The organism is Chromobacterium sp. ATCC 53434 (assembly GCF_002848345.1).
Classification (GTDB): domain Bacteria; phylum Pseudomonadota; class Gammaproteobacteria; order Burkholderiales; family Chromobacteriaceae; genus Chromobacterium.
Genome location: NZ_CP025429.1, coordinates 2644664 through 2666109, shown reverse-complemented (window position 1 = coordinate 2666109; position 21446 = coordinate 2644664). Strand labels below are relative to the sequence as shown.

Below are 21446 nucleotides of genomic sequence, written 5' to 3'. Positions count from 1 at the left end.
CATCGACGGCGCGCACGGCGGCGGTTCGCGGCGCCGCGACCAAAACAATGAACAATGGAGACATGCCGATGAAGCGGATACCATCATGCGGGCCGCTGCTGCTGCTATTGTTGGCCGGCCAAGGCCAGGCCAGCGAGATCACGGTCGGCACGCTGCCGTCCGGTCTGGGCGAGGGCAGCCAGTTCGATCTGGGCGCGGTGCGGCTGGACGCCAAGGGGGCGATGGCGGTCGGCGGCGTCTACCGGGCCGGCAATCCCGATCCGGCGCTGACCAGCCACGCCAATCAGATGGACACGCTGAACGACGGCGATCTGAACTACCGGCGGGGCGCGTTGGTGTCGGAGGCGTGGCAGGGTTATCTGCAGGGCGATTTCCGCTACCGCGACGCCGGCGTCTTCGTCAGCGCCAAGGCCTGGTACGACTATGGTCTGATCCACGGCGCGGTGGAGCACGGCCATTCCCCGAACGGCTACGCGCCGGGCGCGCCGCTGAACGACGCGCGCTTCACCCGGCTGGACCGCTTCAGCGGCGCGGTGGTGGACGACGCCTATCTGTACGGCCGTTACCGGCTGGGGCAATCGTCGCTGCTGCTGAGGCTGGGGCAGCAGGTGATACCGTGGGTGACGCCGACCACGATTCTCGGCGGCATCCAGCAGGTCAACGCGATGGACTTCAACGTGCTGGGCCGCGCCGGCGCGATACCGGACATGGCCAGCGTGCCGGCGCCGGCCTTCTACGCCAGGCTGGAGGCCACGCCGAAGCTGATGCTGGACGGCTATTACCAATTCCAGTTCGAGCCCAACGCCTATCCGTCCTGCGGCACCTTCTATTCCGGCAGCGACTACGCGCAGCCCGGCTGCGACAAGCTGACGCTGAACGGCAGCCTGCTGAGCATCCTGGCCCGGCACAACATCGTCACCGGCGACGGGCAGTCCATCGCCAACCCGCTCGACTACATCCAGCGCGCGCCGGACGACAAGCCGCACGGCGGCGAATTCGGTTTCAGCGCCAGCTATCTGTTCGACGACATCGGCCAGTTCGGCTTCTTCTATTCCAATCAGGCCAGCCAGCTGAGTTTCAATCAGATGCTGCGCACCGGTCCCGGCGTGCTGCTGCCGGCCGCCGCCAATCTGGGCCTGGCGCAGCCTACCGGCATCGCCGGCCAGTTCCGGCGCAGCTATCCGGACAATATCCACATGTTCGGCGTCAACTTCCGGACCCGGCTGTCGAACGGCACCGGCATCTACAGCGAATTCAGCTACCGGCCCAATCAGCCGGTGGCCTGGAACGGCGCCGATTTTCTGTATGGCGTGCTGACCGGCATCGGGCCGCTGGGTTATCTGGCGCATACGCCGGCCGGTTATTTGGCGCGCGGCTACGACACCTTCCACAGCAGCCAGCTGACGCTGGGGGCTTCCCGGCAGCTGGGCCGGCTGTTAGGCGGCGACGCCAAGCTGTCGGGCGAGGTCGGCGCCAAGTATCTGGCCGGGCTGCCGGACCCATACCAGATGCGCTATGGCCGGGTCGGCTACGGGCCGGCGCCCAGCCAGGCCACGCCTACCTGTAGCAGCGCCGGTCCGAGCTGCGCGCTGGACGGCTTCATCACGCCGCTGTCCTGGGGCGCGCGGGCCAAGCTGGAGACGCGCTACGCGGCGGCGCTGCAGGGGCTGGACCTGATGCCGTCGCTGGCCTTCGGCTACGACATCAAGGGCTATTCCCACGACGGCCAGTTCATGGAGGGCAGGCGCAGCCTGTTGTGGCGGCTGCAGGGCGAGTACCGCAAGCGCTATGTGTTCGAGTTGCTGTATCTGGATACCCGCGGCGGCGCCTACAACACGCTGGCCGACCGCAGCCTGGCGATGATCAGCGCCGGAGTGAAATTCTGAGTGGCGGCGGCATATGCAAGATAGCCCGATGGAATGGCGTTTCCATCTTAAATATGCGCCAAATAGTCCGTACAAATACTAGGCTGGCCATTTTGGTCGGCATCGACCCGGCATTACGCGCTATGACCAAGATATCTAGTGCGTGATTGCTGCAAATCGCTTGTCCCTTCCGGTCGGCGGCATCCAATCACCGGAGGAGCGCCGCGATGAGTACCGAGCCAGGCCAGGGGGGGCTTCCCGCCAATATCTTCAAGACCGGCGGCCGGATACGGTTGATAGACCGCGAACGCTTGTTCGGCCACGGCGCGCTGACCGTCTGGCTGACCGGTTTGAGCGGAGCCGGCAAGTCCACCATCGCTTATGAGCTGGAGTCCCGGCTGGTGGGCGGCGGCTTCTCCGCCGTGGTGCTCGATGGCGACAATCTGCGCCACGGCCTGAACCGCAATCTGGGCTTTTCCGCCGCCGAGCGCCAGGAAAACATCCGCCGCGTCGCCGAAGTGGCGCGGCTGATGAACGAAGCCGGCCTGATCGTGGTCTGCGCCTGCATTTCGCCGCTGCGCGGCGATCGCGAGATGGCGCGGGACATCGTCGGCGAACGTCGTTTCGCCGAAGTCTACGTCAGCACTTCGCTGGCGGTGTGCGAACAGCGCGATTGCAAGGGGCTGTACGCCAAGGCCAGGGCCGGCGAGATCAATCATTTCACCGGCGTCTCCGCGCCGTACGAGGCGCCGCAGCATCCGGCGCTGGCGCTGGATACCGGCGCGCTGCGGCTGGACGAATCCGTCGACAGGCTGTTCCACATGGTGTTGCACTGTTGCAGCCCGGCGGCGACAGCGGAAAGGGACGATTATGAGTATCACATCTGACGCCGACCGGCCGCTGCCGGTGCTGATGATTCCGCTGCGCCGCTGTGGTAGCCACGCGCTGAGGCTGAGGCTGAATTTCAGCCAGCAGTTCTATTCGCCGTATCCGCTGCACATCGTCGATTTCATGCCGCTGTTGCCGCTGTACGGCGATCTGGCCGACGACCGCAATTATTTCCAGCTGGTGGTGGACCTGGTGGGCTTGCAGGCGGCCAGCATGGTGAAGTGGCCGGATCTCGCCTTCGATCCGGTGGAGTTGTTCGAGGTCCTGGCCGATCAGCCGCGCAGCCCGCACCGGGTGGTGTGGGAAATGCTGTTGCGCGGCGCCGAACGGCAGGGCGCCGCGGTGGCGATGGACAAGTCGCTGGATTGCGTCCACTACGCCGAAGAGCTGCTGGGCTTGTTGCCGCGGATGCGCTTTCTCAACGTGGTGCGGGACCCGCGCGCCCAAGTGTCGTCGATCAACCGCGCCATCATCCACGACTTCGACACCGTGCTCAATGTGCGCACCTGGCTGGCGGCCTATCAGGCGGCCGACCGGCTGCTGGCGAATCATCCGGACAGGGTGCTGACGATACGCTACGAGGATTTCCTGGCCGATCAACAGTCCGTGCTGCGACAGATCTGCGATTTCTTCGGCATAGACTTCCTGCCGCAGATGCTGGACATCCGCAGCTCGCCGGAGGCGGCGCAGATTTCGCAGTTGTCGGCGCTGTGGTCGTCCAACCACTTTCCGCCCATCGTCGCCAATGCCGACAAATTCAAGCAGCAGCTGTCGCTGCGCGAGATCGAGATCATAGAAACCGCCTGCCGCGACTATATGCAACGCTATGGCTACACGCTGCTGACGCCGGCCCAGCTGCCGCTGAGCGACGAGTTGACGGCGCTGGCCGAGAAGCACTCGGAACGGGCGCGGGCGCAGGCGTGGGACGAGCTGCGGCAACGCAACTACCGCGATCACATCCTGCGCCGGCATCGAGCCGACTACCTGGCCGGACTGCGGCAACGGCTGCAGCGCGACGCGGCGCCGGTCCGCGCCGAGGAGCCGAGCGCGGCGCTGGCGGGCGAACGGCGCTGATCTGCGCCTGACCGCGTCCCGAGCCGTCCCTGAGGGGGTGGCTGTTTTTTTTGTTGGCAAGCTGGCGAGATCATGGTTAAAATGTTTGATAAGATTTATATCGTATCAAACTAAATTAAACCAGAGATTCGCCAATGTCACTGATGAAGCTGAACGATCACGAAGTGGACCGCGCGCTGCGCGACACCATGGGTGAGTCGGGCAATTTGCGCTACGACTCGCGCCGCAAGACGCTGATCATTCTTGGTCTGGCGGCGGCCTGCCTGCTGGAAGCGGTGGCATTGGCGGCGCTGGCGCGCAAGGAGGCGCCGCCGCCGCACTTCTTCGCGGTGACGCCGGATGGCCGGCAATACCAGCTGATATCGAGCGGCACGCCGGTGATGAACGAACAGCAGGCCGGGCAGTGGCTCAGCTACGCGCTGTCGCAGATCCTCAATTACAACTGGACCGAGCTCGACCCGCATTTCGCCGATGCCGCCAGCAAGTATTTCACCGAGGACTCCTGGCTCAATTTCAAGAATGAGCTGAACGAGGCCGGAACCTTCCAGTCGGTGCAGAACAATGAGCTGATCAGCAATATGAAGCTGACCAGCTCTCCGATCCTGGTCCACAAAGGCCAGCAGGCCGGCGTCGACGCGTGGGAGTTCGAGGCCAAGGGCACTTTGAGCTATCTGAACCGCACCCAGCGCTCGGACAACCAGATGAAGTTCCGCGTGGTCGTGGGCCTGGTGCAGGCGGGCGGTAGCCGGGATTTCCGCATCTTGGCCCTTTACATGTCGAAGGATAGGGTGTGAACGCGATGAAGACAGGCATGGCGGCCGGCTTGCTGCTGGCCGGCGCATGGCTTACGGCGGCGGCGGCCGGGCAGGCCGGCGGCCAGTTCTATACCGAGAGCGCCGGCGATCCGCGGCTGGCGATGCAGTCGGCGGCGCCGCAGGCGGCCATCCGGGCGCCTGCCCGCGATCCCTTGCAGCGGGCGATGGAAGCCGATCCGGTGTTCGGCTCGGTGATGAAGGAGGCGGTGCCGTTCGATCCGGGCCAGATCCGCATGTACCGCCGCCAGGTGGACAAGGTGGAGCGGCTGAAGGATTCGCCGTCGGTGTCCGGCGAGCAGCGGACGATACCGGTGCGGCCGGGCCGTACCGTCGATCTGACGGTGGCGGTCGGTTATCCGCTGACGGTGCGCCTGACCGATGTCGCCGGCCAGCCGTTGAAAATATCGGGCAGCGTGCCCGGCATGTCTTTCCTGACGGTGCATCCGATCCCCGGCGACGGCGGCGGCGCGATTCCGCAGGCCGCCGCCTTGGCCGGAGGCGGCGCGCCGGCGGCGACCCCTTCGGTCGGCGAGGGCAAGGACGCGATCGTCATCGATTCCTCCGGCTCCGGCACCACCTCGCTGACGGTGTTCGCCGCCGGCTCCTTCCGTCCCATTGTCGTGCGGGTGAAGTCCATCTATCCGAAGGGCGGCGAGAAGGCCGACTTCGCCGCCGACCTCAGGCTGAGCTGGATGGGCGGCGACGCGCTGAACCGCGGCGACGAATACCAGTCGCCGTTGTCCGGCCCGCTGATGGCGGTGCTGAAGGAGACGGTCGGCGAGGAGATGCAGACGGTGTCGCACAACGGCGGCGACGCGATCAAGGTGTGGCGCCGGCTGTCGGACAGCCGGGTCTTCGTCAAGGTCAGGCCCGGCGTGACCTTGCTGTCGCCGCGTAATTTCCGGACCAGCACCCGGGACGACGACGGCGGCTCCGCCTACGAGTTCGACTACCGTCCGTCGTCGATGGTGGCGGGCATGGGCGGCGGCGCCCGCGCGATCGTGATCCGTTGGGGCAACTATGAGCAATAAACCCGATATGGTCGATTTCGGCAAGCAGCCCAAGGGCGCCGGCGTCGACGCCAGCAAGAAGCGGCTGGCGGTGTTCGGCGTCGCGGCCATCGCCTTTTTCGCGGCGATGCTGATCTACAAGAAGGTCACCGCGCCCAAGGAGGCGCCGCAGGATCAGATGGCGCTGGCCAGCACGCCGGAGAAGATGAAGGACACCGGCACGGTGGACGCCGGTACGCTGGCCCAGGCCGACAATCACAATCAGCCGGCGTTGTACGGCACCGCCGACGCGTTGCTGAACACGCAGCAGGCCGGGCGCGAGAAGAGCGCCATCGCCAGCGGCGGCGCCTATGTCGCCGAGGTCGGCGCCTTGAGCGAGCGCGGCCCCGATCCGGCATCGCCGCAGCAGGGTTCGGGCGGCGGCCTGCCGCCGGTGCCGCAGGGCGGCGCGCTGGCGTCGGCGCTGGACGCCGCCTCGGTGCAGAAACAGGGCGCCTGGCTGCAGAAATTCCAGCGGCTGGACGGCCGCGGCGACGCGCCGGCGCAGGATCGAAAGCTGATCAACTGGTATGGCGCCGGCGCGGCCCCGCCGGTGGCCTTGCGCGGCTCGGACGGGGGCGGCGGTGACGGCGGGCGCGGCCAGTACAAGGGCAGCCGGATCGCCTTCATGGGCGAGCGGGTCGCGGCGGTGACGCTGAACGAAACCTCGTCCTACCAACAGGGCACGACGGTGATGGTCCGCATCGTCGAGGACGGCGGCAAGCGCGATGCCCAGCTGTTCGGCACCTATAGCGAGGGCTACGACGCGCTGGTGGTGAAACTGAGCAAGATGCGGCTGGCCGATGGCCGGGTGGTGCCGGTCGACGCGGTGCTGGTGGACAAACAGACCAATTCGCAGGCGGTGGCCAGCGCGGTCAAGGGCCACTATCTGGACCGCTTCGGCATGATAGCGGCCGGCGCCTTCCTCGGCAGCTACGCCACCGCGCTGACCAGCGGCGGCGAGACCACGGTGGTCAACGGCGGCGCCGTCACCACGGTGCCCAGGATAGACCAGCCGGCCAAGTTCGCGCTGGGCAAGACGGTGGAGGCGGTTTCCCAGGTGGCGGCGGCCGGCGCCGCGCGGTTCAACAAATCGGAGGTGATTCTGAACAGGAGCGAACTGGTGGGCGTGCTGTTTCTGGACGATGCGTTTGCGGGAGGGTCGTGATGTTTGACCAGACTTTGTTGTCCGGCGATGCGATGACCGCCGGCAATGCGATACGGCAAGCGGTGTACGCGCTCAGCCAGTTGCTCGGCCTGGCGGCGATGGGGCGGGCGGGGTGGACGATGTACAAGAGCGGCGACGCCCGCTTCACCCAGGCCGGCGACGGCTGGAAGATCTTCGTGCTGTTTCTGTCGGGGATATTTCTTTATTACATGGAAGATGTCTGGGATCTGGTCAGAAATACCTTTCCGGGCATGTCCTGAATCTGTCTGTCTTTAAAAAAAATCAGGGAGTGGAACGATGTTCAAAAGCAAGAATCGCGGAATGATGCTGATGGTGGGCATGCTGGCGCTGTTCGCCGCCGAGGCGGCCCTGGCGGCCAGCGGCGCCGGCGGCTCGGCGACCGCCGCCATCAACAGCTCGGGCAAGAGCCTGACCGACACCGCCAACCAGGCAAAGGACCTGATCACCACCTTCAAGGACGTGCTGGCGATGGGCCTGCAACTGGTGGGTGTGATGTGCATGGGCTTCTCCGGCTGGAACATCTATGTGTCCGGCAAGCCGGGGCGCGAAGACCGCGGCCATATGAAGACCGCGCTGTTCGCCGGACTGGGCGGCGTGATCGCCTATTTCGCCCCGGACTGGATCGGCATGGGCGGCAAGACCCTGATGTGATGCCGTCGGCACGGATCCAACCCGCCGGCGGCGGGTTTTTTTATGTTTTCACCATCGGCCTTCCGTGTATAATGTTTGTTATAGTATATATTTTATAAAACATTTAAATGCTACAGCCGCAGATCTACCGCAACCGCGACTACCCGGACGGCGTGAACGGAGTGCATGCCGTCAGCCGCCATCCGCCGCATGGCTTCCTCAGCTCGCTGTTCGAGTACAACCGCTATTGCTGCAAGTTTTGCGGCTACCGGAGCCGCGAGTTCATGGAGGCCGAGCCGTTGGACGACGACTACGGCAACGAGGCGCCGGACAACTGGCTGGTGTTGTGCCACTACTGCCGCGCCACCCAGCATGTCGGCGCCGCGTTGCGCGCCGGCGCGTTCTGGGGTGTGGAGAAGGGCCGTTCGCAAGAAGCCTTGAACCGCTTGTGCCGCGCCTGGCCCTGGCTGGGATCGGGCGGGCCGGACTGTCACCTCGAGCAGCATTTCCAGCAGTCTGCGCGCTTGATGGAGAGCTATATGGGCGGCCGCGGCACGGTGGACAATCTGGCCACCTTCCTCAGGGTGCTGGCGAAAAGCCGCGAGGACTCGTATGAGGATACCGTCAGGCTGCTGACCCGCAACGGCCTGCGGCTGATTTTCCCGCCGTCGTACCGGCCGCTCGGCATAGACGAATTGCGCCGGCACGACAGGGCGGAGGCGGAACAATGACGGCGCCAGGCGGCGATGTGAGGCGTTCGGAGATGCGCAGTGACGACGATATTTGACGCGTTTGACAACTTCATGAAGCGGCTGCCCAAGATTCGCGGGGCGGCGTTGTGGGACAAGTGCGCCTGGACCACCGGTTCCGGCCCGGTGATCACGCTGCGCGGCGGCGGCCTGATGACGGTCTACAAGCTCGACGGCGCGCTGCAGTCTTTCGACGGCGAGGCTTATCGGGAGCGGCTGGCCAAGCTGGCGGCGATGCTGGCCAGCCTGCCGCGCCGCAACGGCATCGTGGTGGACATCGTCTTCCAGCGAGATAAGGAAACCTCGCGCAAGGAAGTGAAGAAGCAGGCCAACAGCATACGCTCGGCCACCGCGCGCATCGGCATGGACGTCAACTTCATCCTGGACGAGCGCGAGGACATTCTGTCGCGCACCGTGGCGTCGGAGATCGCGCTGATCGTGGTCACCACCTCGCCGTCCATCCTGCCCAAGGAAATGCGCAAGGTGGCCGCTAATTGGTCCGGCGGCGAGATGGCGCAAAGCGAAACCTTCATTCCGGCGATGCGCAACCGCCACCAGGGGGTGTGCAAGGAATACGTCGAGGGACTGGTCAGCATCTTCAGCCTGAAGGCGCGGGCGTTGACGCTGGAAGAGGCCATCGTGATGGACGCCAATCTGTGGGACGGCGGCGGCGAGGGCCTGAGGCCCATCACACCGGACTCGGTCAAGCAGAACGGCGCGCCGCCGGCGCGCGCCGAGCCGGCCATCGCCGGCCAGCGCGACGACATCGTGCCGCCGCTGCCGGGCTTGCAGATTTTCCGCCGCCAGGCGGAAAACATGCCGGAAGAGGGCGTCGCGCGGACAGGCAACCGGTACTACTCCAGCGGCTATTTCGAATTTCCGATCTCGCAGCCGGAGGGGTTCAACAATCTGCTGCGCATTTTGCCGACGGCGCGCATCCATGCCGAGATTCCGTTCCGGATGGCGTTCCAGCTGCTGTCCGGCAGCGCGTCCGGCCGTTTCTCCACCAAGAAGTCGGTGGCGCAGTTCCTGAAATTCTCCACTTTCGGCGGGCAGAACTCCAAAATCGTCGACGCGATCAACGAGGTGAAGGAGCTGGAAAAAAGCGGCGTGACCACCTTCGTCGGCGTCCGGATCTCGGTGGCGACCTGGGGCGCCAGCAAGCAGGAGGCCACCGACCGCTTCACCGAGCTGGCGGCGGCCCTGAACGGCTGGGGCGGCGGCCAGGTGATACAGGAGTTCGGCAATCCCTGCGAGGTGGCGATAGGCACCTTGCCGGGCTTTCGCAATCTGGCGCCGGAGCTGATCCTGCCGGCGCAGATGCTGGCGGCCATCCTGCCCATCGAGCGGCCGGCCTCGCCGTGGAACTACGGCAATATGATGATGCTGACCGAGGACGGCAAGCTCTTCGTCTATCAAGTCGGCTCGCAGTTGCAGCAGGCCTGGGTCGACGTGATGTTCGCCACCATGGGCTCGGGCAAGTCGGTGCTGCTGCAGGCGCTGAACCTGGGCTCCATCCTGCAGCCGGGCAAGGACGACATTCCGCGGATGGCCATCCTGGACGTCGGCTACTCGTCCAAGGGCCTGATCGACACCGTCAAGGCCTCGCTGCCGCCGGACCGGGAATACCTGGCCCAGCACTACCGGCTGTCGATAGACAAGCGCAACGCGATGAATCCGTTCGACACCATGCTGGGTTGCCGCGCGGCGGTGCCGGACGAGAAGGCCTTCCTGGTCGACTTCGTCACCCTGTTGCTGACGCCGGTCGGCCAGGACAGGCCGGTGCCGGAGATTGCCGAGCTGGTGGACACGCTGGTCGCCGCGGCCTACCGCTACTTCTCGATCGAGAAACCGAAGAAATACCAGCCGCGGCGCAACCAGGAAGTCGACGAGGCGTTGCAGCGCAACAACCTGCATCCGGACGAGGGTGCGAGCTGGTGGAGCATCGTCGACATGCTGTTCGAGCGCGGCGAGATCCGCTGCGCCACCGTGGCGCAGCGCTACGCGGTCCCCATCATTCCCGACCTCAGCCAGGTGATGCAGGCCACGCCCAGCATCAAGGACAACTACACCGACGCGGTGATTCCGGGTGGTTCGTCGATGCTGGACTTCTGCAACCGGATGCTGGGTTCGATCAGCAGCCGCTTCCCGTTGCTGGCCTACGAGACCGCGCTGGACTTCGCCAACGCCAAGATCGTGGCGGTGGACCTGGCCGACGTCACCGGCGGCCAGGGCGCCGCCTCGCAGAAGCAGGGCGAGGTGATGTACCTGGCCACCAGCGCCTTTCTGGCGCGCGGCTACTACATGGACGACGACGTGGTGCCGACGATGGATTGCCCCGGCCAGTACATGGAGTACCACCGCCGCGAGCTGCGTAAGAACCGCAACGAGGTCAAGCGCATTGTCTACGACGAGCTGCACAACATCAGTTCGCCGATGGTGCTCGGCCTGATCGAGACCCTGGTGCGGGTGGGGCGGAAGTACAAGGTGCACATCGCGCTGGCCTCGCAAGAGCACACCGATTTCCCCAAGTCCATCATGAACCTGGCCACCAATATCTGGGTGCTGCGCGCCGACTCCAAGGAGGTGCGCGAGGATTTGAAGAAGAGCATGGATCTGAGCGAATACGCCGAAGAGGCGCTGGCCAACCGCATCCAGGGCCTGACGCCGCTGGGCGCGCCGATGCTGCTGTACAGCAAGATCAAGGGCGCCATCGTCGAGCGGGTGCTGTATTTCAAGCCGGGCGGCGTCGAGTTGTGGGCCTACGCCACCACGCCGGCCAATGTGGAAATCCGCGGCCAGGTGGCGAAATTCGTCGGCTATCGCGAGGCGCTGAGCCGGCTGGCGCGCCGCTTTCCGGGCGGCGACGCGGTGTCCGAGGTGGACAAGCGCATCGACGCCTGGGGCGGTGCCAAGCGCGAGGCGGACATCATCAAGGAAATCGTGGCGGAAGTCGCGGGAGGACGCTGATGGAAGACGGAATGGACCGCGCCGCGCTGGCGCGCTGGTTTGCCGACGAGGACGGCGACGTGTCGGCGCCGGAGGAGTGGGCGCTGGCCCATGGCGACGAAATAGGCTACGCCGCGCCGTCGGACGACGCCGCGGACGGCATCTGGTACCGCTTGCACGGTTTGCTGCCGTCTCCGGTGCTGATGGAGCGACTGACGGCGATGCCGCACGCCAGCCTGCTGGCCTTGGGCGAATGGGCGCGGCGCAATCCGCGCAGCATGCTGTTCCGCAAGCTGGAGCGGCTGCCGCAAGGCGTGGCGCGCTGGCAGGCCGATTTCGACCGCCGCCGCGAAACGTTGGCGGAGTCGCTCGGCGATGAGGAGTTGGTCGAACAACTGCTGCCGCCGGCGCAGCGGAAATAATTCAACTGCGCAATAAAAAAGTTTGATATGATTACTATCAAAATATACAAATGGAGCATCGAGCGATGAGATCCGCAATGTCCTTAGTGATGGCCGGCGCCGTGCTGGCGCTGGCCGGCTGCGCCGTGCCGGCAGCCAGGGATCCGGCGGCCAGTCCCGAACTGGCGATGCTGGCTAAGGCCGCCGAGGACGCGGCCCGCAGCCAGCAGCTGCTGGCGCGGATGACGGTGGTCAACAGCGGCGACAAGGCGATGCAGGAGCTGAAGGCCAGCCTGGCCGCCACGCCCAGCAACGACCTGAACCGGCTGTATTCCACCGAATACGTCGGCGTGCCGCACGGCATCGTCAAGAACATCGCCGACGCCATAGGCTGGCGTTTCGAAGAGCGCGGCTCGGCCGACGTCGACAGCATCGTGCGGATCAAGAGCGTGTCGCAGCCGGCGATCGCGGTCTTGCGCTCCATCGGCGACCAGTTCCCCTATGTGCTGGCGGTGGACGAGAAGTCGCGGACCATCGTGCTGGACTACACGCGTGCCATCGGCGACGCGCGCGATCCCAAGACCGCGTTCCAGGCCTCGGCGTCCAAGCCGCTGATCCAGAAATACGCGATGAATGGCGGCCTGTTCGCCGATCGCAAGCTGGCGGTGCGGGTGGCCGGCGATTACAAGAGCAAGGGCTTCGAGTCCCAAGTCCGGCCGGTGGGCCGCAAATTCCAGATCGAGGTCGGTCCCTTCGTCGACGACGGCGCCGGCGAGCGCCGGGTGCGCGAGACGCTGGGACTGCACCAGCGGGTGGAGTGAGGCATAGATGAGGCGCTTGTGGTGGTGGGTGTTGTCGCTAGGCCTGGCCGGCGGCGCGGCGGCGGCGGCGCCGATTCCGGGCGAGGACGGCGCCGCGCTGTGGGATGCCCTGAACTGGCAGCCTAAGAGCTATCTGTCCGAGCAGGCGGCGTTGAAGGTCAAGGCGGTGTTCAACGCCGGCCTGTCCTATGGCGCCCAGCTGGGCCAGGCGCGCGAGTGCGAGCGGCTGAACGCGATGCTGCAGGCGCAGGACGCCACCTTGTCGCAGGTGTTCGACTTTTCGCGGCTGCTGCTGCCAGATTCGCTGCTGCCGCCGGTGCTCAGCTCGTCCCGCAACACGGTCAGGCTGGAAAGCCCGACCAGCATGGTGTCGGTCGAGGCCTCGTACCGGGTGCGCGAGGACGCGCGCTTCGTCACCGCGCCGCCCAGCTGGTGGGATTACATGCAGCAGCCGGTGCCCGAGGTGCGCGAGCCGGACGCCGCGCTGAAGCCGCTGACGCCGGAGGAGAAGGCGGCCTGGGACGACGGCGTGCGCCAGGGCTGGGTCGCCGGCGTGCAGGCGGCCAAGGTGGCTTACGGCAGCAAGCTGGCGCAGCTGAAGGAAAGCTTCAACGGCATGCTGCTCTACAAGATGCTGTGGCTGAAGAAAATGGTGGACCCGCCCAAGGTGGTGAGGCAGGAGCTGCGGGTGGTGGACGCCGACGGCGGCATCGACGTCAAGGTGGTGCGCAAGGTGGTGTCGCAGCCGGTGGTGTTCGTCAAGGATCTGCCGCGCTGGAAGGCGATAGACGAGCTGGGCGCCGCCGAGTTTTTCGATGGAGGCAAATGATGTCCGCGCGCGACGATGATTTCGACGCCGGCTCCAAAGTCAGCCGCGGCGATCTGGAAAGCCTGTTGAACCGCTTTGCGGACGCCAGCGACATTTTCCTGAAACAGGACACCTATCCGGTGGCCAAGGTCTTCGGCCGCAACCGGCTGGTGATGAACCGGCGGCTGCAGCAGAACGAGATGCGCCAGCTGCTGACCGCGGCGTATAAGGACAACGTCAACGGCTACGACATGGTGATGGGCAAGGCCCGCTCGCTGGACTTCGTCTACGAGGGCCTGGACGGCCAGCGCTTCCGGGTCGCGGTGGCGCGGGACATGCAGAGCGAGACCGCCGGGCCGTCGGCCACCTTCCGCCGCATCAAGCCGGAGCCGTGGACGCTGGCCGAGGCCGACGCGCCGGAGGATCTGGTCTACGTCAGCCGCACCCAGCGGTCCGGCCTGATCCTGGTGACCGGTCCAACCGGCTCCGGCAAGTCGGCCACCTTGTCCTCGCTGTTGCGCGACCATGTCGAGCGGCCGGACTCGTCCTGCATCCTGCGCACCATCGAGGATCCGGTGGAGTTCGTCTACGGCAGGGTGGCGGCGCCGACCGCGGTCATCGACCAGATGCAGGTGGGCAGCTCGGTCGAGAGCTTCTCCGATGGCATCCGCGCCCATCTGCGGATGGCGCCGACCCATATGCTGGTCGGCGAGGTCCGCGACGCCGAGACGGCGCAGGCGGCGATCTGGGCGGCGCAGTCCGGCCACCTGGTGTACGCCACCATGCACCCGAACACCATTCCGGAGCTGTTCGACTACTGGTCCAAGTTTTTCCCGCAGGCGATGCGGGCGGTGATGATCTACAACCTCGCCACCACGCTGAAATACGTGGTGTGCCAGCATCTGGTGCCGACGGTGGACGGCAAGCGCGTCGCGGTGCGGGAGTGCCTGGACTTCACCCGCTTGGGCAGCGCCGGCTCGGTGGCGCAGGAGATCGCCTCCAACTCGGAGCGGGTGTTCCAGCTGATGCGGGAAAAGGTGAACCTGTATGGCCGGCCGATGCGGCAGAGCGCGCTGGAGCTGATCGAGCGGGGGCGGGTGCGGCAGGAAGACGTGATTACCTATCTGATGACCGGATGAGGCGACGATGAGCAAACAAGACAACAGGGCGGCGGGGCTGCTGCGAGCCGCCTTCGAGCGCCTGCCGTACGAGGCGCTGCTGGCCGGCCTGGGCATATTGATTTTCCTGGCCGGCGTCACCGTCGGCTCCGGCACGGGCGCCGGCTCGGCGGCTTCCTCCTGCGCCGCTCCGGCGGCGGCCGGCGACGCCGCGGTGATGTACCAGGGCAAGGACGAGCGCGGCCGCCCGCATTATGTCGTCAATAAAGATTCGCTGTGGTGAGGTGAGGCATGGACGGTCAATTATGGGTATTCGCCGCGCAGTCGCCGCGCTTCACGCCCTGGCTGGATTCGCGGGCCTTTTACATCCTGCCGGTGCTGATCCTCAAGTTCAAATGGTATACGGTGCTGGCGATGCTGCTGATCTTCGGCGTGTTGATCCTGTTTGAATACAAGGGCGTGCCGATAGAGCAGGCTTTCCGCTACGGCAGGGCCAAGCTGTCCGGCCGCTTCTATCATGCGCGACCGCGCTATAGGAGACCGGTCTGATGGCGGCGCGCAATGGCGGCGGCGGCAGCGGCGGCGGCGACGACAGGTTGTTTCTGGTTGTCGGCGCGCTGGCCTTGGCGGCGGCCGCGGTATATTTCGCGCCTCATCTATGGCAGAAGTGGATGCAGAGCACCTATGGCCGCTATCTGTGGCTGGCGAAGATTCCGTTGCTGGGCGTGCCGTTCGCGCATGGGGCCGAGTGGCTGCGCGAGCAGCCGACGATGGCCAGAACCATCGCGCTCGATTATGCGCTGGGCTGGCTGGCGGCCTTGCCGGCGGCGCCCTTGCTGCTGCGCCACATCCGCAGGGAGCGCGCGGTGCGCAGGGTGTGGTCGAACCGGCCGGCCAATCGCAAGATGTTCGATCGGGTGATACGGGCGCGCGGGTTGGAACCCAAGGAGAGGCAGCTGTATCAGGTGTCGGAGTGGATGAGGCTGAACGGCCTGGACCACGAGGCGGCCGATTTCGACGAGAAATTCCTGACCCAGCTGGAGAAGCAGGTCGGCGTGCCGTCCAATCCGGACGATCCGCTGCTGGTCGGCTTCGCCCGCAAGCTCGGCGTCAGCGCCAAGCTGGTCAAACTGGCCTGCGACAAGCACGCCTACCGTTCCACCGCGATGGTCAGGCTTTTGCACCATCACCGCGAGAAGAACGGCGTGGTGCGTTGCGATTGGGCCCGGCCCATCCTGTTCCGCCACGGGCATCCGGAGTTGTGGGCGGCGCTGGCCAGCGTAGGCCGCAAGACGGTGTTCATGGAGGGCGCCGGCGTGATGGCCCATTATTATATGGAACTGGCGGAGCGCAAGCCGCTGCGCGACATCCGGCTTTATGGCTGCCTGGTGATCATGCGCCGCTATCTGAACCTGACCATTCAACAGATCATGCAGCAGAAGGGCATGCCGCTGCCCGAAGGCGGACGCGGCGGTTTTATTTGACCTGCGTTTAAAAAAGTTTGATATCATACCTATTAAAGTGAATCTATAAGGTTCGGCTATGAAGCAGAAGACATTGATGGCGGCAGCCTTGCTGGCGTGCGCGCTGCACGCCCAGGCCGGTTTCCTCTACCTGGACAACCCGGCCGCGCAGGATGCCGCCGCTGGCGGAGCGGGCGGCGGCGGAGCCGACGGCCGGCAGATCGAATTCGGCCAGTCCCGGGCGCCGCTGCGGCTGACGCCCGGACAGGGGCGAATCTCCGCCGCCTTGCGCGACTACGCCAAGGCCAACGGCTGGGAGCTGGCCTGGGAGCTGGAGCGGGACTTTCCCATCGATTATCCGGCGACGTTCAACGGCACTTTTCTGGAGGTGATGGAGCAAGTGGCCAAATCGCTGCAGAACTCCGACACCCCGGTTCGCATCAAGGTGTACGACGCCAACAAGGTCATTCGCGTGATCAACGCGACGCGCTAAGGAAAGACGCATGAAGAAGATCGTAGCCGCGGTGTGCGGCGTCTCGGTGCTGTCCGCTTGCGGCACGCCCGGCATGTTGCAGAAGACCGACGACAGGGTGTCGGCGGCGCAGACCGTGCTGCGCAGCGCGCAGGAGAATCTGTCTTATCGCCAGCCGCAACTGATGGAGCACGACAGCGGCGCCTGGTTCGCCCAGCGCTCGGTGGTGATGGACGAGATCGACTCGCTGCCGGCGCGCTTTGGTCAGCCGGCCGGCTTCTCCTCGGGCCGGGCCTTGCCGTTGTCGCTGATCGCCGAGCAGGTTTCCAAGGAGCAGGGCGTCACCATTCGCCTGGCGCGCGATATCTTCGGCATCAGCCCGTCCAAGCAACAGGGCGCCGGCGGCAACGCCAGCCCGGGCGGCATGCCGATGCCGCCGACGGGCATGCCGCCGCTGCCTGGCGGCATGGGCGGCGCGATGCCGGGCATGAACTCGCCGCTGGCCTCGGCGGCGATGGAGACCGAGCCTCGCACCCAGATCAACTACTCCGGCACGCTGCGCGGCCTGTTGGACGCGGTGGCCAACCGCACCGGCACCAACTGGAGCTATCGCAACGGCGTGGTGGAGTTTTCGCGGCTGATGACGCGCACCTTTCAGATCAAGACCATGCCGGGCGTGTCCAGCTACACGGCCAAGGTGGGCAAAAGCTCGCAGAGCACCTCGGGCGGCAGCGGCGGAGGCAGCGGCGGCGGTTCGAGCGGCGGCGCCACGCTCAGCTTCGGTTCCGATTCCTCGGTCAGCATGACCTCGGAGCTGCGTTACTGGGACAAGCTGGCCGATACCGTCAACAGCATGCTGTCGCCGCTGGGCAAGGCGATGCCGTCGGAAATGACCAGCTCGATCACCGTGACCGACTCCGCCGACGTGGTGGACCGGGTGCGGCGCTACATCGACGGCGAAAACGCGGTATTGGGCCGCCAAGTCAATCTGTCGGTGCAGGTGTTCTCGATCAAGCTGAATGAAAACAGTGCTTCCGGCGTCGACTGGAGCCTGGTCTATCGTTCCGCGTCCAGCGGCTGGGGCAGCACCTTCACGATGCCGGCCGGCGCGGGGGACGGCGCCGGCGTGTTCGGTATCACGATGAATTCCGGCCAGTTCAGCGGCAGCAAGATCCTGTTGCAGGCTTTGAGCCAGCAAGGGCGGGTCAGCACCGTGGTGAACACCAATGTGGTGACGCTGAACAATCAGCCGGCGCCGGTGGCGGTGACCAATAACCAGGGTTATCTGGCCAGCATCACGTCGACGGCCGGCACCAACGGCTCGGCGCCGAGCACCGGCCTGACGCCGGGCCTGATCACCACCGGCTTCGTGATGAATCTGATGCCGACGCTGCTGGACAACCGCAGCGTGATGCTGCAGGTGCAGATCGACTTGTCGGAGCTGATAGACATCACCAAGGTCACCTCCGGCGACAACACCATCCAGACGCCGAACACCTCGTCGGTGCAGACCATGCAGCGCGCCTCGCTGAAATCCGGACAGACGCTGATTCTCAGCGGCTTCCGCCGCGCCAAGAGCAATACCGCGCGCAAGGGGGTGGTGGCTTACGAGGGCGGCACCAAGTCGTCGTCGCAGGACGACGAGGAAATCATCGTGGTGATCTCGCCGCAACTGACCGAGGGAGTGTGACATGGCCAGATTGCTGTTCGGCAACCTGGCGGTAGAACTGCAGTGGGAACCGCTGCTGGGGCTGAGCAAGGAGGCCGACGAGGTCCGCGAGCTGGCCGGCAGGCGCGGCGCCAAACAATATCTGGTGCTGCAGAACGCGTTGGGCGTCAGGGTGGCCGGCCTGGCCAGTCTGGCCGCCAACGCGCGCAAGAGCCAGGTGTTCGCGCTGGCCGGCCTGCTGCGGGTGGTGTCGGACGATCCCAATCTGCTGTTCCTGCACAGCGATCCGGACGATCCCGACCGCGTGCTGTTCATCGCGATACACGACGGCAAGCCGGCGCAGGACCGCGCCATCGCCCGAGAGGCGGCGCTGGACGCGGCGCGCCAGTTCATTCAGGAGGTGGGCACCGGCGTCACCATCCTCGGCGACATCGACGACGAACTGCTGGCGGTAACCCGCCACGTCAATCTGGAAGACATCGTCACCTCGCTGACCGACGAGGAGAAGGCGGGCTGCCGCTTGCTGCCGCTGCCGGGCAAGCAGTTGCTGGGCGCGGTGGTGATATTGGCGATCATGGGCGCGATGGGCGGAGGCGTCTGGTGGTGGATGGCCGATCAGGAGCGGCAGGCTCAGGAACTGGCGCAGATGGCGGCGGCCCAGCCGGATCCGCTGCAGGAGTTCCGCGGCCGGCAGGAGCAGGCTATGCAAAGCGCCGCGATGGATCATGGCGCGGCCTACGCGCAGGAGATGCAGCAAACGATAGCGCAGCTGCCGCGCGAAGCGGGAAGTTGGCAGCTGGACAGGGCGATGTGCAAGGACGGCGTCTGCGAGTTGAGCTGGAAGCGGCATGACGGCGGCACTTTCAAGTCGCTGATGGAGGCGCGGCCGCGCATCGAATTCCAGGACATGGGCAGCGCCATCGAGCGGGTGTCCTTCCTGAACGGCAAGTCGCCGCGCGAGGTGAAGCCGATACCGTCCCGCGACTTCTACCTGGCCGCCGGCGTGCGGATGCAGGAGTTGGAGGATCTGGGAACGGTGCAGCTCGGCGACAAGGCGGAGAAGCTGATGGCGGTGGCGCTGGGCAAGATGGAACCGCTGGTGCCGCTGCCACCGGCGTTGAAAAACCGGGCCGCCGCGGCGCGGCAGATCATCAAGGGCAGTTGGGCGATGCAGGGCCATCTGGCTTTTGTCGACTCGGTGCCGGGGCTGATGAGGCGGGTGGGCAATATGACGATCGACGAAATGGCGGTGACGATCAATGACAAAAAACCTGAATTCACCGCGAAGGGTAATTTCTATGTCCAATAAGTGGATCGCGCTGTTGCTGCTGCTGCCTTTGTGCGCCTCGGCGGAAAACATAGACAGCTTCGCCAAGAACGCGCTGACGCCGGCTCCGGTCATGCCGGCCGGCGGCCTGCCGCCGCTGCCGTCGCAGGCGGCGACGCCGCCGTTATTGCAAAGCGGCACGCCGATAGCCGGCAAGGACGGCTCGTCGCAACTGTTCGACGTGGTGTTCATCCAGAGCAACGGCAAGCTGCGCAAGGCCTACCTGGTGGTGGACAACAAATACGGCAAGATGGTGCGCAATGGCGATACGGTGCAATCGTGGAAGGTGTTGGCGATCGGCGACGACTATGTCGACATCGCCCACGGCGGCAAGCGCAAGCGCCTGCTGATGGACGCCGGCGTCCCCTCGGTTCCGGAACCGCGTTGAAGGCGAAGTCGAGAGGCAGGTTGAGCCATGCGGAATTGGCTTTCTGAGGTGATGGGGCGCGGCGACGCCAAGGGCGGCGCGCAGGCGGCCGTCCGGCCCGACGCGCGCGCGCGCTCGGCGGCGCAGGGCTTGCCGGTGCGACGGATAGGCGGGCTGAAATCCGAAACCATACGCCACCATGGCTGGCGCCAGGAGGGCGATCTGGCGCTGCCCGGCTACGAGAACAGCGCCATGTTGCTGGGTTCGGCCAAGGCCAGGCAGTACATCCTGCTGCTGGAGGACGTCGCCTATCGCCAACTGCACGGCACCGATCTGCTGCAGCGTTTCGACGTCGGCGTGCGCTCGCGCACCAAGTGGAGTTGCTTCGGCATCTATGTCGGCACCATGGAAGAAATTCTGCTGGTGCACTCGCAACTGCAGCAGCACGGCGCGGAATCGGCCCAGCGCGACGGCGACGCCAAGACCGGCGGCCAGCGCAATTTCGACCTGGTGGTCGACAAGGCGGTGGATCTGAAGGCCACCGACATCCACTTCGAATTCCGCGACGGCAGCCAGGTGCTGGTGCGCTACCGCATTCACGGCAAGCTGCGCGACAGCGACCCGAAAGACCGTCTGCTGCGCGATTTCAACGCGATGATGGACGCGGTGTCCACCGCCTACAACTCGCGAGCCGACTCCAGCAGCCGCAGCCACAACCACTTCGACGAGAACAAGCATCAGAGCTGCTCGATCAATCTCGCGATCCGCGGCCGCAGCTACCAGTTGCGCTTCCAGAGCGTCAAGGAGAACCGCGGCGTCGACATCGTGCTGCGGGTGCTGCTGAACGAGGCGGTGGAGAAGGACATCCTGACGCTGACGCAGCTGGGCTATTCCGACGACCAGGTGGAAGTGCTGGAGGACGCCGTCTACCGTTCGCCGGGGTTGACCATCATCGCCGGCGAAACCGGTTCCGGCAAGACCACCACCTTGCGCACGCTGATGACCTACGAGCGGGAATCCGGCAAGAAATTCTATTCGATCGAGGACCCGGTCGAGTACATCCAGCCACACGTCACTCAGGTGCCCATCCAGCGCAAGGCCGAGGACGGCAAGAAGGACGGCGGCGAGACGCCGTTCGGCGCGGCGGCCAAGGTCTTGCTGCGCGGCGATCCGGACAAGGTGATGGGCGGCGAGATCCGCGACGCCGAAACCGGCTCCTTCGCCAAGGCGATGACCCAGACCGGCCACCAGGTGCTGTCCACCGTTCACGCGTCCAGCGGCTTCGGCATCATCCCGCGGCTGACCGACGAGGAGATTGGCATACCGATAGACGCGCTGGCGGCGCCGGATTTTCTGACCGCGCTGGTCTACCAGAAGCTGGTGCCAGTGCTGTGTCCGGCCTGCTGCCTGCCGGCGGCCGAGGTGCTGGACGACGACTATCTGATGACCATCGCCTCGCTGGGCCTGGACGTCGGCGCGATCAAGGTGGAGGGGCCGGGCTGCCCGCAGTGCCGTCACCTGGGCACCAAGGGCCAGACGGTGGTGGCCGAGGTGTGCGAGGTGACCGAGGAAATGCTGCCGATCATCCGGGATGGCCGCTTCTGGGAGGCGGAGAAATACTGGCGCGCCAAGAGCAATGGCAGGCTGCACGATCCGCGGATGCTGGGAAAGACCGCGATGGAGCATGCGATCTACAAGATGTCGCTGGGACTGCTCGATCCGCGCGATGTGGAGTCGGCGTTCCGCAAACTGAAGAAATACCGGCCTTTGAACCTGGCCAGTTGATTGATGC

At 65.5% G+C, this 21446-nt stretch carries 22 protein-coding genes; all 22 read left to right on the top strand.

The genetic code is table 11. The features are described from left to right. Positions 1-68 precede the first annotated feature (68 nt). Entirely contained in the window at positions 69-1886 is a 1818-nt protein-coding gene (locus CXB49_RS12050; protein ID WP_101708628.1) for a DUF1302 domain-containing protein, read from the top strand. A 206-nt stretch (positions 1887-2092) separates the two neighbouring features. Continuing rightward, positions 2093-2752: an adenylyl-sulfate kinase gene (cysC, locus tag CXB49_RS12045; protein WP_101708627.1), complete on the top strand. Its 660-nt coding sequence runs from the start codon at positions 2093-2095 to the stop codon at positions 2750-2752. After that, on the top strand, positions 2736-3827 hold the full coding sequence (locus CXB49_RS12040; protein ID WP_101708626.1) for a sulfotransferase: 1092 nt from the start codon (positions 2736-2738) through the stop codon (positions 3825-3827). The genes cysC and CXB49_RS12040 overlap by 17 nt, the downstream gene beginning before the upstream one ends. 134 nt (positions 3828-3961) lie before the next feature. Beyond that, the gene (locus tag CXB49_RS12035) at positions 3962-4621 is read left to right on the top strand and encodes a DotI/IcmL family type IV secretion protein (RefSeq protein WP_101708625.1); all 660 of its coding nucleotides are present in this window, start codon (positions 3962-3964) and stop codon (positions 4619-4621) included. A gap of 5 nt (positions 4622-4626) precedes the next feature. Beyond that, the gene (locus CXB49_RS12030) at positions 4627-5673 is read left to right on the top strand and encodes a DotH/IcmK family type IV secretion protein (protein ID WP_233493087.1); all 1047 of its coding nucleotides are present in this window, start codon (positions 4627-4629) and stop codon (positions 5671-5673) included. Beyond that, complete coding sequence (locus tag CXB49_RS12025) at positions 5663-6859, top strand: hypothetical protein (protein WP_158300809.1); 1197 nt, start codon at positions 5663-5665, stop codon at positions 6857-6859. Before CXB49_RS12030 ends, CXB49_RS12025 begins: the two co-directional genes overlap by 11 nt. Then, positions 6859-7119, top strand: a complete 261-nt coding sequence (locus CXB49_RS12020; RefSeq protein ID WP_101708622.1) for a hypothetical protein — start codon at positions 6859-6861, stop codon at positions 7117-7119. Before CXB49_RS12025 ends, CXB49_RS12020 begins: the two co-directional genes overlap by 1 nt. 37 nt (positions 7120-7156) lie before the next feature. Further along, a complete protein-coding gene (locus CXB49_RS12015; protein WP_101708621.1) occupies positions 7157-7531 on the top strand; it encodes a hypothetical protein in 375 nt (124 codons plus the stop codon). A gap of 107 nt (positions 7532-7638) precedes the next feature. Then, complete coding sequence (locus CXB49_RS12010) at positions 7639-8241, top strand: hypothetical protein (RefSeq protein WP_101708620.1); 603 nt, start codon at positions 7639-7641, stop codon at positions 8239-8241. Between the two features lie 39 nt (positions 8242-8280). Then, positions 8281-11229: a hypothetical protein gene (locus CXB49_RS12005; protein WP_101708619.1), complete on the top strand. Its 2949-nt coding sequence runs from the start codon at positions 8281-8283 to the stop codon at positions 11227-11229. Beyond that, the gene (locus CXB49_RS12000) at positions 11229-11630 is read left to right on the top strand and encodes a hypothetical protein (RefSeq protein WP_101708618.1); all 402 of its coding nucleotides are present in this window, start codon (positions 11229-11231) and stop codon (positions 11628-11630) included. Before CXB49_RS12005 ends, CXB49_RS12000 begins: the two co-directional genes overlap by 1 nt. Positions 11631-11707: 77 nt before the next feature. Next, positions 11708-12430 (top strand): DotD/TraH family lipoprotein, encoded by a 723-nt coding sequence (locus CXB49_RS11995; RefSeq protein ID WP_158300808.1) that lies wholly within the window; start codon positions 11708-11710, stop codon positions 12428-12430. A gap of 7 nt (positions 12431-12437) precedes the next feature. After that, positions 12438-13259, top strand: coding sequence for a type IV secretory system conjugative DNA transfer family protein (locus tag CXB49_RS11990; protein ID WP_101708616.1), 822 nt, complete (start codon positions 12438-12440; stop codon positions 13257-13259). Next, positions 13259-14377: a type IV pilus twitching motility protein PilT gene (locus CXB49_RS11985; RefSeq protein WP_158300807.1), complete on the top strand. Its 1119-nt coding sequence runs from the start codon at positions 13259-13261 to the stop codon at positions 14375-14377. The genes CXB49_RS11990 and CXB49_RS11985 overlap by 1 nt, the downstream gene beginning before the upstream one ends. Before the next feature lie 7 nt (positions 14378-14384). Continuing rightward, positions 14385-14639 (top strand): hypothetical protein, encoded by a 255-nt coding sequence (locus tag CXB49_RS11980; protein WP_101708614.1) that lies wholly within the window; start codon positions 14385-14387, stop codon positions 14637-14639. A gap of 8 nt (positions 14640-14647) precedes the next feature. After that, positions 14648-14905 (top strand): hypothetical protein, encoded by a 258-nt coding sequence (locus CXB49_RS11975; RefSeq protein ID WP_101708613.1) that lies wholly within the window; start codon positions 14648-14650, stop codon positions 14903-14905. Then, the gene (locus CXB49_RS11970) at positions 14905-15840 is read left to right on the top strand and encodes a hypothetical protein (protein ID WP_101708612.1); all 936 of its coding nucleotides are present in this window, start codon (positions 14905-14907) and stop codon (positions 15838-15840) included. Before CXB49_RS11975 ends, CXB49_RS11970 begins: the two co-directional genes overlap by 1 nt. Positions 15841-15916: 76 nt before the next feature. After that, the gene (locus CXB49_RS11965) at positions 15917-16312 is read left to right on the top strand and encodes a toxin co-regulated pilus biosynthesis Q family protein (protein ID WP_158300806.1); all 396 of its coding nucleotides are present in this window, start codon (positions 15917-15919) and stop codon (positions 16310-16312) included. A gap of 10 nt (positions 16313-16322) precedes the next feature. Next, on the top strand, positions 16323-17981 hold the full coding sequence (locus CXB49_RS11960; RefSeq protein WP_101708610.1) for a PilN family type IVB pilus formation outer membrane protein: 1659 nt from the start codon (positions 16323-16325) through the stop codon (positions 17979-17981). Position 17982: 1 nt separating this feature from the next. Further along, positions 17983-19269, top strand: a complete 1287-nt coding sequence (gene pilO2, locus CXB49_RS11955; RefSeq protein WP_101708609.1) for a type 4b pilus protein PilO2 — start codon at positions 17983-17985, stop codon at positions 19267-19269. Continuing rightward, entirely contained in the window at positions 19259-19675 is a 417-nt protein-coding gene (locus CXB49_RS11950; RefSeq protein ID WP_101708608.1) for a hypothetical protein, read from the top strand. Before pilO2 ends, CXB49_RS11950 begins: the two co-directional genes overlap by 11 nt. Positions 19676-19702: 27 nt before the next feature. Then, on the top strand, positions 19703-21439 hold the full coding sequence (locus CXB49_RS11945) for a GspE/PulE family protein (protein WP_101708607.1): 1737 nt from the start codon (positions 19703-19705) through the stop codon (positions 21437-21439). Positions 21440-21446 lie beyond the last annotated feature (7 nt).

Coding starts and splice junctions, on each gene's coding strand:
- CXB49_RS12050 (WP_101708628.1), top strand. CDS start 69: ATGAAGCGGATACCATCATGCGGGCCGCTGCTGCTGCTATTGTTGGCC.
- cysC (WP_101708627.1), top strand. CDS start 2,093: ATGAGTACCGAGCCAGGCCAGGGGGGGCTTCCCGCCAATATCTTCAAG.
- CXB49_RS12040 (WP_101708626.1), top strand. CDS start 2,736: ATGAGTATCACATCTGACGCCGACCGGCCGCTGCCGGTGCTGATGATT.
- CXB49_RS12035 (WP_101708625.1), top strand. CDS start 3,962: ATGTCACTGATGAAGCTGAACGATCACGAAGTGGACCGCGCGCTGCGC.
- CXB49_RS12030 (WP_233493087.1), top strand. CDS start 4,627: ATGAAGACAGGCATGGCGGCCGGCTTGCTGCTGGCCGGCGCATGGCTT.
- CXB49_RS12025 (WP_158300809.1), top strand. CDS start 5,663: ATGAGCAATAAACCCGATATGGTCGATTTCGGCAAGCAGCCCAAGGGC.
- CXB49_RS12020 (WP_101708622.1), top strand. CDS start 6,859: ATGTTTGACCAGACTTTGTTGTCCGGCGATGCGATGACCGCCGGCAAT.
- CXB49_RS12015 (WP_101708621.1), top strand. CDS start 7,157: ATGTTCAAAAGCAAGAATCGCGGAATGATGCTGATGGTGGGCATGCTG.
- CXB49_RS12010 (WP_101708620.1), top strand. CDS start 7,639: ATGCTACAGCCGCAGATCTACCGCAACCGCGACTACCCGGACGGCGTG.
- CXB49_RS12000 (WP_101708618.1), top strand. CDS start 11,229: ATGGAAGACGGAATGGACCGCGCCGCGCTGGCGCGCTGGTTTGCCGAC.
- CXB49_RS11995 (WP_158300808.1), top strand. CDS start 11,708: ATGTCCTTAGTGATGGCCGGCGCCGTGCTGGCGCTGGCCGGCTGCGCC.
- CXB49_RS11990 (WP_101708616.1), top strand. CDS start 12,438: ATGAGGCGCTTGTGGTGGTGGGTGTTGTCGCTAGGCCTGGCCGGCGGC.
- CXB49_RS11985 (WP_158300807.1), top strand. CDS start 13,259: ATGTCCGCGCGCGACGATGATTTCGACGCCGGCTCCAAAGTCAGCCGC.
- CXB49_RS11980 (WP_101708614.1), top strand. CDS start 14,385: ATGAGCAAACAAGACAACAGGGCGGCGGGGCTGCTGCGAGCCGCCTTC.
- CXB49_RS11975 (WP_101708613.1), top strand. CDS start 14,648: ATGGACGGTCAATTATGGGTATTCGCCGCGCAGTCGCCGCGCTTCACG.
- CXB49_RS11970 (WP_101708612.1), top strand. CDS start 14,905: ATGGCGGCGCGCAATGGCGGCGGCGGCAGCGGCGGCGGCGACGACAGG.
- CXB49_RS11965 (WP_158300806.1), top strand. CDS start 15,917: ATGGCGGCAGCCTTGCTGGCGTGCGCGCTGCACGCCCAGGCCGGTTTC.
- CXB49_RS11960 (WP_101708610.1), top strand. CDS start 16,323: ATGAAGAAGATCGTAGCCGCGGTGTGCGGCGTCTCGGTGCTGTCCGCT.
- pilO2 (WP_101708609.1), top strand. CDS start 17,983: ATGGCCAGATTGCTGTTCGGCAACCTGGCGGTAGAACTGCAGTGGGAA.
- CXB49_RS11950 (WP_101708608.1), top strand. CDS start 19,259: ATGTCCAATAAGTGGATCGCGCTGTTGCTGCTGCTGCCTTTGTGCGCC.
- CXB49_RS11945 (WP_101708607.1), top strand. CDS start 19,703: ATGCGGAATTGGCTTTCTGAGGTGATGGGGCGCGGCGACGCCAAGGGC.